Source organism: Plantibacter auratus, assembly GCF_050587365.1.
GTDB classification, from domain to species: Bacteria; Actinomycetota; Actinomycetes; order Actinomycetales; family Microbacteriaceae; genus Plantibacter; species Plantibacter auratus.
This window is the reverse complement of the sequence record NZ_JBOBFV010000001.1, coordinates 1,310,879-1,324,436: the sequence shown is the minus strand read 5'-3', so window position 1 is coordinate 1,324,436 and position 13,558 is coordinate 1,310,879. Positions and strand designations below refer to the sequence as shown.

The 13,558-nt window shown below is 72.0% G+C and carries 16 protein-coding genes; 11 read left to right on the top strand and 5 right to left on the bottom strand.

Annotation, left to right across the window (positions count from 1 at the left end):
- The first annotated feature begins 17 nt into the window (after positions 1 to 17).
- From ACQ3HE_RS06195 to ACQ3HE_RS06165, 7 genes are all read left to right on the top strand, one after another.
- A complete protein-coding gene (locus ACQ3HE_RS06195) occupies positions 18 to 695 on the top strand; it encodes a GntR family transcriptional regulator (RefSeq protein WP_430891698.1) in 678 nt (225 codons plus the stop codon).
- A 118-nt stretch (positions 696 to 813) separates the two neighbouring features.
- Positions 814 to 2,010, top strand: coding sequence for an NAD(P)/FAD-dependent oxidoreductase (locus ACQ3HE_RS06190; RefSeq protein ID WP_430891697.1), 1,197 nt, complete (start codon positions 814 to 816; stop codon positions 2,008 to 2,010).
- Complete coding sequence (locus tag ACQ3HE_RS06185) at positions 2,010 to 2,360, top strand: (2Fe-2S)-binding protein (RefSeq protein ID WP_430891696.1); 351 nt, start codon at positions 2,010 to 2,012, stop codon at positions 2,358 to 2,360. The genes ACQ3HE_RS06190 and ACQ3HE_RS06185 overlap by 1 nt, the downstream gene beginning before the upstream one ends.
- On the top strand, positions 2,357 to 3,874 hold the full coding sequence (locus ACQ3HE_RS06180) for an FAD-dependent oxidoreductase (RefSeq protein ID WP_430891695.1): 1,518 nt from the start codon (positions 2,357 to 2,359) through the stop codon (positions 3,872 to 3,874). Before ACQ3HE_RS06185 ends, ACQ3HE_RS06180 begins: the two co-directional genes overlap by 4 nt.
- A gap of 41 nt (positions 3,875 to 3,915) precedes the next feature.
- The gene (locus ACQ3HE_RS06175; protein WP_064294275.1) at positions 3,916 to 4,830 is read left to right on the top strand and encodes a dihydrodipicolinate synthase family protein; all 915 of its coding nucleotides are present in this window, start codon (positions 3,916 to 3,918) and stop codon (positions 4,828 to 4,830) included.
- A gap of 55 nt (positions 4,831 to 4,885) precedes the next feature.
- Positions 4,886 to 5,887, top strand: a complete 1,002-nt coding sequence (locus ACQ3HE_RS06170) for a proline racemase family protein (protein ID WP_430891694.1) — start codon at positions 4,886 to 4,888, stop codon at positions 5,885 to 5,887.
- Between the two features lie 26 nt (positions 5,888 to 5,913).
- Positions 5,914 to 7,443, top strand: coding sequence for an aldehyde dehydrogenase (NADP(+)) (locus tag ACQ3HE_RS06165; protein ID WP_430891693.1), 1,530 nt, complete (start codon positions 5,914 to 5,916; stop codon positions 7,441 to 7,443).
- 34 nt (positions 7,444 to 7,477) lie between these two features.
- Here ACQ3HE_RS06165 and ACQ3HE_RS06160 read toward each other — a convergent pair whose 3' ends face one another.
- Complete coding sequence (locus ACQ3HE_RS06160; protein WP_229940281.1) at positions 7,478 to 8,005, bottom strand: hypothetical protein; 528 nt, start codon at positions 8,003 to 8,005, stop codon at positions 7,478 to 7,480.
- Between the two features lie 73 nt (positions 8,006 to 8,078).
- Here ACQ3HE_RS06160 and ACQ3HE_RS06155 point away from each other — a divergent pair, with 73 nt between their 5' ends.
- From ACQ3HE_RS06155 to ACQ3HE_RS06140, 4 genes are all read left to right on the top strand, one after another.
- A complete protein-coding gene (locus tag ACQ3HE_RS06155) occupies positions 8,079 to 8,552 on the top strand; it encodes an EVE domain-containing protein (protein ID WP_079705228.1) in 474 nt (157 codons plus the stop codon).
- Between the two features lie 197 nt (positions 8,553 to 8,749).
- Positions 8,750 to 9,400: a 2-phosphosulfolactate phosphatase gene (locus ACQ3HE_RS06150; protein ID WP_430891692.1), complete on the top strand. Its 651-nt coding sequence runs from the start codon at positions 8,750 to 8,752 to the stop codon at positions 9,398 to 9,400.
- Between the two features lie 9 nt (positions 9,401 to 9,409).
- Positions 9,410 to 9,712 (top strand): DUF427 domain-containing protein, encoded by a 303-nt coding sequence (locus tag ACQ3HE_RS06145; RefSeq protein ID WP_124768789.1) that lies wholly within the window; start codon positions 9,410 to 9,412, stop codon positions 9,710 to 9,712.
- Positions 9,712 to 10,215, top strand: a complete 504-nt coding sequence (locus ACQ3HE_RS06140) for a DinB family protein (RefSeq protein ID WP_430891691.1) — start codon at positions 9,712 to 9,714, stop codon at positions 10,213 to 10,215. The genes ACQ3HE_RS06145 and ACQ3HE_RS06140 overlap by 1 nt, the downstream gene beginning before the upstream one ends.
- Positions 10,216 to 10,242: 27 nt before the next feature.
- On the opposite strand, the gene ACQ3HE_RS06135 is transcribed toward ACQ3HE_RS06140, so the two are convergent.
- The 4 genes from ACQ3HE_RS06135 to ACQ3HE_RS06120 form a co-directional block, all read right to left on the bottom strand.
- Positions 10,243 to 11,064 (bottom strand): TspO/MBR family protein, encoded by an 822-nt coding sequence (locus ACQ3HE_RS06135; RefSeq protein ID WP_430891690.1) that lies wholly within the window; start codon positions 11,062 to 11,064, stop codon positions 10,243 to 10,245.
- Positions 11,065 to 11,164: 100 nt separating this feature from the next.
- Positions 11,165 to 11,731 carry a DUF1697 domain-containing protein gene (locus tag ACQ3HE_RS06130; RefSeq protein ID WP_430891689.1) on the bottom strand — a complete coding sequence of 189 codons (567 nt, stop codon included), beginning with the start codon at positions 11,729 to 11,731 and terminating at the stop codon, positions 11,165 to 11,167.
- Complete coding sequence (locus ACQ3HE_RS06125) at positions 11,728 to 12,252, bottom strand: SprT-like domain-containing protein (RefSeq protein ID WP_079705233.1); 525 nt, start codon at positions 12,250 to 12,252, stop codon at positions 11,728 to 11,730. The genes ACQ3HE_RS06130 and ACQ3HE_RS06125 overlap by 4 nt, the downstream gene beginning before the upstream one ends.
- Before the next feature lie 73 nt (positions 12,253 to 12,325).
- Positions 12,326 to 13,558 carry a PQQ-dependent sugar dehydrogenase gene (locus ACQ3HE_RS06120; RefSeq protein ID WP_430891688.1) on the bottom strand — a complete coding sequence of 411 codons (1,233 nt, stop codon included), beginning with the start codon at positions 13,556 to 13,558 and terminating at the stop codon, positions 12,326 to 12,328.

Genomic DNA, 13,558 nt, shown 5'->3' with positions numbered 1-13,558 from the left:
GAAGGATGGGAGTCGCGATGAGCATGTCGGCGATCCGACCGGCCGAGGAACGGCTGAGCCTGCGGGCGCAGGTGGAGCGGGCGGTGTCCGCGGCGATCATCTCGGGCGAGCTCGCGCCGGGGACGATGATCTCGGTACCGACGCTGGCGGTGCAGTTCAACGTCTCGGCGACGCCCGTCCGCGAAGCGATGCTCGACCTCGAGAAGCGCGACTTCGTGGAGGCGGTCCGGAACAAGGGGTTCCGCGTCACGGTCGTCAGCGAGGCCTCGCTCCGCAACACGGCGCAGATCCGCCAGCTCCTCGAGCCGCCCGCGATGGCGGACCTGGCGGAGGTCTTCGATCACGGGTCGCTGCCCGAGCTCCGGCAGCAGGCTGACGACATCGTGGCCGGTGCCCGCGACGGCGACCTGACCCGGTACCTCGAAGCCGACCAGGCGTTCCACCTCGCGCTCACCGCGAAACTCGGCAACCCGCTGCTCGTCGAGCTCGTCGCGGACCTCCGCGGACGTACCCGGCTCGTCGGACTGGCCGCCATGCTCGATTCGCAGCAGCTCGACCGCTCGGCCGTGGAGCACCACGAACTCTTCGACGCCCTCGAGCGGGGTGACGGGGTCGCCGCTCGCGAGCTCATGCACCGACACATCGGGCACACCACCGGCTGGTGGGCCGGCAAGCCCGAATCCGACGCCGAGTAGCCCCTGGCGTGCGTGCGCGGACCTCGACCAGGATCCGCGATCGTGCACGCTTGCCTGTTCAGTGAATGTGTGACACATTACTGAAAGCCCTTCCCTGCACCGACCGAGAGGACCGCACGTGACCCGCATCGTCATCGTCGGCGCCGGCATCGTCGGTGCGGCCTGCGCGCGGATCCTCGCCCGACGCGGTGCCGAGGTCGTCGTGCTCGACCGTTCGGCGGCCGCCGGCGGCACGAGCGGCTCGGGGGAGGGGAACCTCCTCGTCTCCGACAAGGGGCCCGGCCCCGAACTCGACCTCGCGCGGTATGCCTCACGCCTCTGGCCCGTCGTCACCGCCGAACTCAGCGCCGAACTGGGACCGACCTTCCCGAGCATCGAGTTCGAGCGCAAGGGCGGTATCGTGGTCGCCACCACCGAGGCCGGCGCGCAGCCCCTGCTCGACTTCGCTGCCGCCCAGCGCGCGGCCGGTGTCGACGCCAGCCCCCTCACCGAGGACGAGCTGCTCGCGGCGGAGCCGTCGATCACCCGCTCGTCCACGGCGGCCGTCCACTATCCCGAGGACGCACAGGTCCAGCCCGTCATCGCCACGGAGGCCCTGCTCGCCTCGGCTCGGCGGGCGGGCGCTGTCGTGCGCACCGGCGTCACCGTGACGGGCGGCGTCCGGAGCGCGACCGGACGCCTCACGGGTGTCAGGACCTCCGTGGGCGACGTCTCGGGCGACGCGGTCCTCGTCTGCGCCGGACCGTGGTCGGCCGAGCTCGGCGACCTGCTCGGCGCACCTGTCCCGGTCCGTCCCCGTCGCGGCATGGTGCTCGTCACCACCCGCATGCCGCACCGCGTGCACCACAAGGTCTACGACGGCGACTACTTCGGGGCCACGCAGTCGAGCGACGCCTCGCTCCAGACCTCGAGCGTCGTCGAGTCCACCGCCGCGGGCACGGTCCTCATCGGCTCGAGCCGGCAGCAGATCGGGTTCGACGCGCGCCTCGACGTCGACGTGCTCCGCGAGGTCGCGGCGAAGTCGCTGCGCCTCTTCCCGTTCCTCCGCGACGCCTCGGTCATGCGCAGCTACGGCGGCTTCCGGCCGTACATGCCCGACCACCTCCCGGTCATCGGCCCCGACCACCGCGTCGACGGCCTGTGGCACGCGACGGGCCACGAGGGCGCCGGCATCGGACTGGCTCTCGCGACGGCCGAGCTCATCGCCGCCCGCATGCTCGGCGGATCGGCCGACCTCGACGACGCCCCGTTCCAACTCGACCGCCCGGGCCTCGCCCCGCACCTGCGCGTCGACCGGCCGGCGGAGGTGGCCTGATGGTCTCGAGACGACTGCCCGCGACGGAGGACCGCATCGTGCCCGGCACGGAGAACGCGCTGCGCATCGACCTCGACGGGACGCCCGTCGACGGACTCCGCGGCCAGACGATCGCCGGCGTCCTGTTGGGCTCCGGCGTCCTCGCCTGGCGCCGCACCAGTGGGTCCGGGAAGCCGCGCGGCGTCTTCTGCGGCATCGGGGTCTGCTTCGACTGCATCGTCACGGTGAACGGCCAGCGGGACGTCCGTGCCTGCCAGCGTCGCGCCGCGGACGGCGACCGCATCGAGACACAGCACGACGCCCTCCCGGAACCGACGACCGAGAACGACCCGTTCGGGGACCGGACATGAGCGCCCGGCAGCGTGAGGTCGTCGTCGTCGGCGCAGGGCCAGCCGGCCTCCAGGCCGCGCTCGCCGCCCGGGCGCTCGGCGCCGCCGTCACGCTGCTCGACGCCTCGGACGAGCTCGGCGGTCAGTACTGGCGGCACCTGCCGGCCAGCCGGCCGTCGGAAGCAGAGGCCTCGCTGCACCACGGCTTCGAGCGCTTCGTCTCCATGCGCGCGGCGCTCGACGCCGACGACGCCTGCACGGTGATCACCGAGGCGCAGGTCTGGGCGATCGACGTCGACCGCGCCGCCACCGACCACGGGTCCGACGACACCTCCGGGGCGACCGGCCTGCGCCTGCATGTCCTCGTCGGACCGCCGGACGGCACCGACCGCACGCCCCTCACCCTCCGGCCGGACGCGCTCGTCCTCGCGACCGGCGCGCACGACCGCACGCTGCCGTTCCCCGGCTGGGACCTCCCCGGCGTCTTCTCGGCCGGTGCCGCCCAGGCGCTCGCGAAGGGCGAGCGGGTCACCGTCGGTCAGCGGGTGGTCGTGGCCGGTGCCGGACCGTTCCTGTTGCCGGTGGCCGCGTCCCTGACCGCGACCGGATCACGCGTGCTCGGGGTCTACGAGGCCACGACCGTCGGCGGCCTCGCGAGGGGCTGGCTCCCCAAGCCCTGGCAGCTGCTCGGCGTGACCGGGAAGGCCGGTGAACTGCTCGGTTACGTCGGTGGCCACCTCCGCCACCGGATCCCGTACCGCGTCGGTCACGCGGTGGTCGCCGCGCACGGCGCCGACCGGGTCGAGCGCGTGACCATCGCCGCCGTCGACGCCGACTGGTCGCCGATCCCCGGCACCGAGCGCACGGTCGAAGCGGACGCCGTGTGCGTCAGTCACGGGTTCACCCCGCGGCTCGAACTGCCCGTCGCGGTCGGCTGCGCGCTCACCGAAGCCCGGTTCGTCCAGGTCGACGCCGAGCAGCGCACGAGCGTCCCGACCGTCTTCGCGGCGGGGGAGATCACCGGGATCGGGGGTGTCGACGCCGCGCTCGCCGAGGGCGCGATCGCGGGACACGCTGCGGCCGGCGGCCTCCCCGGTGCCTCCGGGATCCGCGCCGCCGTGAGCCGACGCGACACGTTCCTCGCCTTCGCCGACCGGCTCGAACGTGCCCACGGCATCCGCGCCGGCTGGAGCGACTGGCTCGACGACGACACCACCATCTGCCGCTGCGAGGAGGTCGACTACGGCTCCCTGCGAGCGACGGCGACCGCCACCTGCGCGACCGGCCTGCGCTCGCTCAAACTCAGCACGCGTGCCGGGCTCGGGATCTGCCAGGGCCGCATGTGCGGACGCACCGTCGAGGAGCTCCTCCACCGCGTCGCCTCCGAATCCGGCGGCAGCGGCCTCATCGACGGCGTCTCGAGCGACCGCCGGCCCATCGCCTCCCCGCTGCGCATCGGCGAACTCGCCGCGCAGGCACCGGGACACCCTCCCCACGAACCGCCGTCGACCCCGACGGCCGAACACCCAGGATGACCGACCGGTCTCCGCACCACTCCCTCGGAAAGGAACCACCCATGGCCAAGCAGTTCGACCTCGGCGGCGTCATCGTCGCGACCACCCTCGCGTTCAAGGAGGACGCCTCGGCGCCCGCAGGCCTCGCCGTCGACTACGACCGCTTCGCCGAGCACTGCAACTGGCTCATCGAGAACGGTTGCCGCGGCGTCGGCCCGAACGGCTCGCTCGGTGAGTACTCGTCGCTGACGGACGCCGAGCGTCGCAAGGTCATCCAGGTCGCGGTCGACACCGTCGGCGACCGCGGCCTCGTCGTCGCCGGGGTGCACGGCGTCGGCTGGCACCAGGCCCAGCAGTGGGCCGAGTACGCGAAGGAGGACGGCGCGGACGGCGTCCTGCTCCTGCCGCCCACCATCTACCGGGCGAACGACGACGAGGTCATCGAGCACTACAGCCGCGTGGACGAGGTCGGCCTGCCGATCATGGCCTACAACAACCCCATCGACACCAAGGTCGACCTCACGCCCGACCTGCTCGTCGAGCTCGCCAAGCTCGAGCACGTGGTCGCCGTGAAGGAGTTCTCGGCCGACATCCGTCGGGTGCTCGAGATCCAGGACAAGACCGACCTCGACGTCATCGCGGGGGCGGACGACCTCCTCTTCGAGTCCCTCGTCGCCGGCGCGGTCGGCTGGTTCGCCGGCTACCCGAACGCCTTTCCGCGCGAGGCCGTCGAGCTGTATACGCTCGTCACCTCGGGTCGCGTCGACGAGGCCCGCACCCTCTACCGCGAGCTCGTGCCCGTCTTCGGGTGGGACTCGAAGACGGAGTTCGTCCAGGCCATCAAGCTGTCGATCGACATCGCCGGCGAGAGCTACGGTGGTCCGACGCGTCCGCCGCGCGGTCCGCTGAACGCGCTCCAGACGGAGCAGGTCACGACGCAGACGCGTCGCGCGCTCGACTACCTCGCGGCACGCTGAGCCTGGCGGCCGACGCGACACCCCGACCACGACCACCAGTCCTGAGAGGCACACCATGAAGTCCTCCCGCATGATCAGTGCGGTCGACTCGCACACCGAGGGCATGCCGACCCGCGTCGTCACCGGCGGGGTCGGCGTGATCCCCGGCGCGACCATGAACGAGAAGCGCCTCCACTTCATGGAGCACCTCGACGACCTGCGGCTCTTCCTCATGAACGAGCCCCGCGGTCACGCGGCGATGAGCGGGGCGATCCTGCAGCCGTCCACGCGTGCGGACTGCGACTGGGGCGTCGTGTACATCGAGGTGTCCGGCTGCCTGCCGATGTGCGGGCACGGCACCATCGGGGTCGCGACGGTCCTCGTGGAGACCGGCATGGTGGAGGTGGTCGAGCCGGTCACGACGATCCGGCTCGACACCCCCGCCGGACTCGTGATCGCGCGGGTCGACGTCAGCGACGGGCACGCCGACCGCGTGACGATCGAGAACGTCCCGAGCTACGTCGACCGCCTCGACGCCACGATCGAGGTGCCCGGCCTCGGCACCGTGCCCTACAGCCTCGCCTTCGGCGGCAACTTCTACGCGATGGTCGACCTCGACGACGTCGGCCTGCCCTTCGACCGCGACCGCCAGCAGGACATCCTCGACGCGGGCCTGCGGATCATGGCGGCGATCAACGAGCAGGCGCCGCCCGTGCACCCCGAGATCGCCGGGCTCGACCACTGCCACCACGTCGAGTTCATCGCGCCGGGATCCGACGCCGTGCTGTCCCGGCATGCCATGGCCATCTTCCCGGGGTGGTTCGACCGCTCGCCATGTGGCACCGGCACCTCGGCGCGCATGGCCGAGCTCTGGGCCCGCGGTGAGCTGCCGCTCGACCAGGACTTCGTCAACGAGTCCTTCATCGGCAGCCGGTTCACCGGCCGGCTGATCGCCGAGACGACGGTGGCCGGCCGGCCGGCCGTCATCCCGACCATCTCCGGTCGGGCCTGGGTCACCGGAAGCGGCTCCTACCTCCTCGACCCCGCCGATCCGTTCCCGACCGGCTTCCAGTTCTGAACCGCACCACGATCTTGGAGGATCACATGACGACCACGCCAGCCCCCGACGCCACCATCGCCGATACCACCCCCGAGCAGCTCGAGGAGGTCCTCCGGGGAGCCGCCGCGGCGGCACCCGCGTGGGCCGCGACGCCGGCGGACGCCCGTGCGCGAGCGCTCGTCGCCGTCGCCGACGCCCTGCAGGCCCACGCGGACGAGCTCGTCCCGGTCGGCATGGTCGAGACGGGGCTCGCCGAGGCGCGGCTCCGAGGCGAGCTCCGTCGCACCGCCGTGCAACTGCGGCTCTTCGCGGAGACGATCGTCGACGGTTCCTACCTCGACGTCCGGATCGACGAGGCCGACCCGGACTTCGCTCTCGGCGCGCGCCCGGAACTCCGCCGCGTCCTCGTGCCGCTCGGCCCGGTCGTGAACTTCGCGGCGAGCAACTTCCCCTTCGCCTTCTCCGTCGCCGGTGGTGACACCGCGTCGATCCTCGCGGCCGGATGCCCGGTGATCCTCAAGGTGCACGACGGGCACCCGCGGCTCTCGCTCGCGACGGCGGCCGTCGTCGAGGCCGCGCTCCGGGCGTCCGGGGCTCCTGACGGCGTGTTCCAGACGATCATCGGCCAGGAAGTCGGCGTCGTCGCGCTGCAGGACGAGCGCGTCCGGGCCGGTTCCTTCACGGGCTCCCTCCGGGCCGGCCGGATCCTCGCGGACCTCGCGGCGGCACGGCCCGTCCCGATCCCGTTCTTCGGCGAGCTCGGCAGCGTCAACCCCGTGTTCGTGACGCAGACCGCCCTCGACGAGTCCGCGACGGCCATCGCGACAGGATTCGTCACGAGTGTCGCGGGCTCGGCGGGTCAGCTGTGCACGAAGCCCGGCTTCGTCTACCTGCCGGACGGCGCGGGGCTCGACGAGTCGATCCGTGAGGCTGCTGCCGCGGTCCCCGAGCACCGACTCCTGAACGACCGCATCACGGCCGGGTACGAGGCGAGGCGAGACGCCATCCTCGGCACCGACGGCGTGCGGGTCATCGCCGAGGGGTCGCTGCGGGTCGGCGAGGACGGCGACGGCTGGGCGACCCCCACGATCGTCGCGGTCTCACTCGACGCGCTGCGGGCCGGTCGGGACGCCCTGCTCGACGAGACCTTCGGTCCGTTGTCGATCCTCGTCGAGGTCCCGGCCGGTACGGCGTTCGCGCCCCTCGTGCCGGAGTTCTGCGAGGGCAACCTGACGGCCACCCTGCACGCCGGTGCCGACGAGACGAGCGACGACCTCGTCGAGCTCGTCCAGCAGCTCTCGGCGCACGCCGGCCGAGTGCTGTTCGGCGGTTGGCCCACCGGGGTCGCCGTCACGCCCGCCATGCAGCACGGCGGACCGTGGCCGGCGACGACGAACGACTCGAGCACCTCGGTGGGGACGGCCGCGATCACCCGTTTCCTGCGGCCGGTCGCGTTCCAGAACATGCCGGACCGGTTCCTGCCCGAGGTGCTGCGGTCGTCGGCCACGGGTGTGCCGCGCAGGGTCGCACCCGCGGGTGAGTCGACGCACTGGGGCGAGGCGGCTCAGCGCTGACGCACGGCTGGTCGGGCCTCCGGACGGCGAGGCGTCAGATGGCGCCCTCGACCGTCGCGCCGACCTCGTCGTCCTCCTCGTCGCCGGGGAGCGGCGGGTCGTAGGCCCAGCTCGGCGCGAGCGCCTTGATGCGGGCACCGCGCCACTGCCACGTCGCCCACAGCGGGTACCAGTAGAGCGGGGCGATCGCGCCGGTGATCACGAGTCGGTCGCGGTACAGGGTCTTCGTCGGGTCGTGCTTGTCGCGGGCGACCGCCATCTGGTGGTCCCACCCGGCGAGCTTGCTGAGCGGCCCGCTGACCGGGTCGCCCTGGTCGTGGAGGATGCGGGTGCCGTCGCGGCGCTCGATGAACTCGAGGTCGATGATCTGGTCACCGACCGGGATCGCGCCGGCGGCCTTCACACGGACGCGGTGCGCCCCTGGCTCCCAGATGGTCGGGAACCCGTCGGCGTCGAGCGCCTCGAGTCCCATGACGGGGCTGTAGAGCTCCCGCAGGACGGCCGGGGAGCGGAGTGCCCGCCAGGCGACGTCGACATCACAGTCCAGGACGAGTTTCAGCATCACGCGCATGCCTCAGTGTCGCATGTGCGGCTCGGCGGCTGCAGGGGGTGCGCCGGTAGGGAAGACTGTGCCTATGGCGATCCGGTACTGGCTGGGCGTGATCCAGCGGGATCACGTCGTCCTCGGCGTCCGTCACGGCTTCGTGCAGATCAACCACGGGCAGCGCGGCGGTCTCGACCAGATGCGCGAGTCCGACGGCTTCGTGTACTACTCGCCGCGGGTCAGCACCCCGGACGGCGAGCCGCTCAAGGCGTTCACCGCGATCGGGCGGGTCTCCGACGACACCGTCTACCAAGCGGCCGTGCCGCGACCGGACGGTGCCGATTGGCGGCCCTGGCGGCGGAGTGTCGACTGGTACCCGGACGCGGTCGAGGCGCCCATCCGTCCGATGCTCGCGCTCCTCGACTTCACGAGCTTCACCCGGAACTGGGGTGTCCAGCTCCGTCGGGGGTTCCTCGAGCTCAGTCGTCACGATTTCGAGCTCATCCGGAACGAGATGCGTCCGCCCCACCCCGACGACCGTCGTTTCCCCACCGCCTCCCGCTGAACCCCTCCTGCCCGTGCGCCAGCGCGGTGCGCTGACGTCACCGCGGGTCTGGCGCGTGAGCGCGCCCCTCCGGAGGCCCGCGCTCACGTCCGATGACCCGCGCTCGCGTCAGCGCACCGCGCTGGCGACCACCCCCACGGAGGTCTTCGGACGCAACAGTCGTGGGGTGGGTGGGTGCGCCTGGATACGATGAACGGGTGAGTACCGCAGCCGCCACACCGCCGCCCGTCCACCCGCCGTTCGCCCAGACCAAGTACCAGGTCAGGTTCGACTGGGGCGTCGCAGGAGCCCGGCGGGTCGAGACGGCGGACGTCGCGGTCGTCGTGGACGTCCTCCACGCGACGACCTCCGTCGAGCAGCGCGTGAGCGGCGGGGAGACCGTCGCCGTCGCCGAGTTGGACGACCGCGGTGAGACGGCGCAGATCGCCACGCTCCTCGCCGACGCGGGTGCGACGGTCGTCGCCGGGTGCCTGCGCAACCGGTCGGCGGTCGCGGACTGGATCATCGCGAAGCAGGCCGAGCTCGGCCGGCGTACGAGCATCGTCGTCATCGCGGTCGGTGAACTCGACGACACGGCCGAGACCCGGTTCGCCGTCGAGGACCTCTTCGGGGCCGGTGCCGTGATCGAGGCGCTGGGACTCCGCGGTATCGACTTCACCTCACCGGAGGCCGCCGCCGCTGCCGCCGCGTACGAGGGCCTGCGCAACGGCGTCGGGCACCTGCTGTCCGCGTCCGCCACCGCCCAGCAGCTCGCGCAGGCGGGTGCCACACAGCACGTCCAGGCGGCACGCGAGGTCGACGTGTCAAGCGTCGTCCCGGTCCTGGACGGAGCCGTGTTCCGGGCGTAGTCTCGGCGCATGCGCGCACTCCTCGGAACCACCGTCCTCGCCGAAGCCCCCGAATCGGAGCTCATCAAGATCGAGGGCAACTGGTACTTCCCGCCGTCGAGCCTCAACCGCGAGCGCTTCGTCGAGACCGACACCCAGTACCACTGCCCGTGGAAGGGCGACGCCCAATACTGGGGCATCACCGACGGCGGCGAGGTCAAGCCCGATGTGGCCTGGTCGTACCCCACTCCGTATCCGACCGCGTTCGACCGGGTCGGCAAGGACTTCTCCGGCTACGTCGCCTTCGGGAACGAGGTCGAGGTCGTCGACTGATGGCCGACTGGGGCGACCGCCCGCAGCCGCCTGAGCGCGGGGGCGAGCGCGAGACGATCGAGGGCTTCCTCAATCTGCAGCGCGCCAGCATCGTCTGGAAGGCACGCGGACTCACCGACGAGCTCGCGGCCAAGCGACTGTTGCCGAGCATCACGACCGTCTCGGGCGTCATCCGACACCTCGCCGATGTCGAGCGCAGCTGGTTCCGCGAGGACATGGACGGGCAGTCGGACGTCCCGGCACGGTGGACCGACGACGACCCCGACGGCGAATGGCGCGTGACGGCCGACGACAGCCTGGCCGAGATCATCGCCGACTACGAGGCGGCCTGTGCGGAGTCCCGCGAGGTGGCGTCGCGGTATCAGCTCGACGATGTCTGCCTCGGCAACGACCAGCGGTTCACGCTGCGGTGGATCGAGCTCCACATGATCGAGGAGACGGCCCGGCATCTCGGGCACATCGACGTCCTCCGCGAACAGCTCGACGGCCGCACCGGCGAGTAGCGCCGCGGCCGTCGAGCGGGCGGAGCGTCAGGCGTCGACGAGCGCTGCTCGGTCGCGTCCCCGCGAGACGCGGACGGCCACGGTGACGACGGCCACCACGACCGCGACGATCAGCGCCGTGACCCCGGCTTCGGTCGACAGCAGTTCGCCGGTGAAGCGGCCCACGGCCACCCACGCGAGCCCCCAGCAGAGCGACAGCATGGGGGCGATCCGTCCACGGCCGACGACTGCGAGCAGGATCCCGACCGCGCCGGCGACCGCGAGGACGATGATCGCCCAGACACCGGCGGCCGGACCGTCCGCGCTCCCGATCCCGGATCCGACGAGCGCAGCGGTGATGTTCGCCGCCGTCGCGACGCACACCCATCCGAGGTAGAGGCCCATCGTGCCGTCCGTGATGATGGCGTCGACCACGCCGGACGGCTTGGTCCGGAGCACGATCACGAAGATGCGGGCCAAGACACCGAGGAGGGCGATGATCACGAACACGCTCAGGATCAGGAAGCCCGCCTGCACCACGAGGATCCACGCCGCGTTCAGCAGCAGGCTCGCCACGACCCAGTAGCCGAGACGACGGTGGCGCTCACGGGTCGTCTGCGAGGGCAGGAACTGCCAGACCGCGTAGGCGACGAGCCCGAGGTAGATGACGCTCCAGATGGAGAACGCGGGCCCGTCCGGTGCGATCGGCGTCGACGAGGCGCTCAACGCGCCGTTCGCCGCGTTCTGGACCTGCGTGCCCCCGGCGGCTCCCGACCCGATGTAGGAGCCGATGATCGCGAGGACCGCACTGACGGCGACGGCGATCTGCCGGACGCGGTCCGCGGTGGTGGGTGAATCGGTGCCGGTCATGACGCATGCCTCCAGAATTGTGCAGCTGGCTGATCAATTCAGCGTACGCCACCGTGGAGCGCCTCGCAGGGGCTTGCGCCGGCGCCGCGGAACAGCCTGCTCAGAGGAGCTTGCGCAGCGTCCGCAGGTTGCGCGTGGTGAGGTGCGGCTTGAACCGGGCCTTCGAGGACTCCTTCGCGAAGGCGGTGTCGGTGCTCGACCCCTTCGGAACCTCCCAGTAGAGGACGCCGTCGCCGGATGCGACGCGGTCGGGCTGCTCCCCGGTCTCCGTCGAGAACGCGAGCAGGGCGTCGAGTGAGCCCTGCTCGGAGGAGAACATGACGTACGGCTGGACCTGCTCGGCCTCCGGCCAAGGGTAGGCCTCGATGACGTCGGCGAGTGCGCGCTGATGCGTGAGCACGATCCACGCCTCGTAGCCGAAGGCCTCCGCGAGCGACCGCTCGATGCGCCGTTTCAGCGCACCACGTGCATCGTCCGCGGTCTCGCCAGGCTGGTGCTCGGGGTCGTCGAAGACGACGTTGCCGCTCGCGAGGACGGTGCGGACTCCCGAGAACCCGGCCGACCGGAACACCTCGGCGAGGTCGGCGGAGCGGATCGTGACGCCGCCGACGTTGACCCCGCGCAGGAGTGCGATCCAGCTGCCGGCGGGAACCGCGCCGCCGGTCATGACCCGATGCCTGGCTCAGGCGAGGTGGAGCCGTCGAACGCGGCCGCCCGACGCCGCATGGCCGGCGTGACCTCCCGGTGCACCCAGCTGAGGAGGAAGCGTTCGTCCCACGAGCGCGAGCACTTGCCGCAGGAGGTCGCCCGGCTCGGGCGCCGGTGCCGGTAGAGGACATGGCCCGAGGGGCAGGTGCCGACCCACGGGGCGAGTTCGTCGGCCGTCTGGCCCTCGTGGAGCCGCGAGCCCTCGTAGCCGATCTCCTCGGCGACCTTGCGCCACTTGGGTCCGTGCCCGGCGCGCGCCCCGGCGAGGGCGTGCGCGACCTCGTGGAGAAGGATCTGGTGGATCTCGTCGTCGTCGTAGCGTGCCGCGAGATAGCGCGAGACGGTGATCCGCTTCGTCGTGAAGTTGCACAGGCCGGCGCGTCGCTTGGCGTTGTCGAAGCCGAAGGTCCAGACCGTCGGGTCGAGGTGCAGCACGATGAGCGCCTGTGCCCACGCCGTGACCCGACTGAGTTCTGCCATGCCTGGATGGTACTCCCGGCGACCGACACCGGACCGCAGGAGCGGGATGACCCACAGGTGTGGCGGTGAGTCCTCAGCGGGCCGCGAGCGGGGCGAGGGGGAGTTCGACGATCCGGTCGTCCTCGGTTCCGGGCGAACCGCGGCCGTCGGTGTTGTTCGTGAGGATCCAGGCGGTCCCCGGCGGGCCGGCCACGACGTCGCGGATCCGTCCGAACTCGCCGACGAGGTAGGGCACCGCGTCGATCACGCCCACGAGCGCGCTGCTCCCCGCCGGCACGTGCACGCCGTCGGTGATGCCGTACAGGCGCTCGCCGCGGAGCGAGGCCATGAAGATCGTGTCGTCGACGATCGCGAGACCGCTCGGGCTCGCGTCCTCCGTGGCCCACTGCGCGACCGGGTCGATCATGCCCTGGGCTCCGGCGACGCCCTCGGCGACCGGCCATCCGTAGTTGCCACCGGGGGTGATCCGGTTGAGCTCGTCCCAGGTGTTCTGCCCGAACTCGCTCGCCCACAGGCCGCCGTCGCGATCCCACGCGATGCCCTGCGGGTTGCGATGGCCGAGGGAGAAGACGGGCGACCCCGGGAAGGGGTTGTCGCCCGGCACCGCGCCATCGGGTGTGAGCCGCAGGATCTTCCCGCCGAGGCTGTCCACGTCCTGAGCCAGGCTGCGGTCACCGGCGTCACCCGCGGTGGCGTAGAGCATGCCGTCCGGTCCGAACGCGATGCGTCCGCCGTTGTGGTTCCCGGCTCGGGGGATGCCGACGAGGACCTCCTCGACGCCGCCCAGCGCGTACGACCCGGCCGCTCCCGTGAGCGGGAACCGCACGATGCGGTTGTCGGACGACGTCGTCAGGTAGGCGTAGAGCCAGGTTCCCGCGGTCTCCGATCCCGCCGGCGTGAGGACGGCGAGCCCGAGCAGGCCGCCCTCGCCTCCCGCGGCCACCCCGGGGACCACGCCGACCTGCCGCACCGCGCCGCCGCTGACGACCTCGAGGACGTCGCCCGCGTCGCGCTGGCTCACCAGCGTGCTGCCCGAGGCGAGTCGGACCATCGACCAGGGCGCGTCGAGGCCGCCGACGACCGTGGAGGCCTCACCGGTCGGGGCGACCGGTCCGGTGGGGACCGCGGATGTAGGCGTCGACGCGGACGCGCTCGGCGCGGGGGAAGGTGAAAGGGAGGCCGTACCCGGTGATCGTGGCTCCCCGTCGGTGCAGGCCACGAGCGCCAGGGCGGCGGCGGCGAGCAGGGTGGTGAGCGAGGCGGGCGCACGCAGGCACCGTCGTCGCGGCGTCTGCGTGGTGGCCAT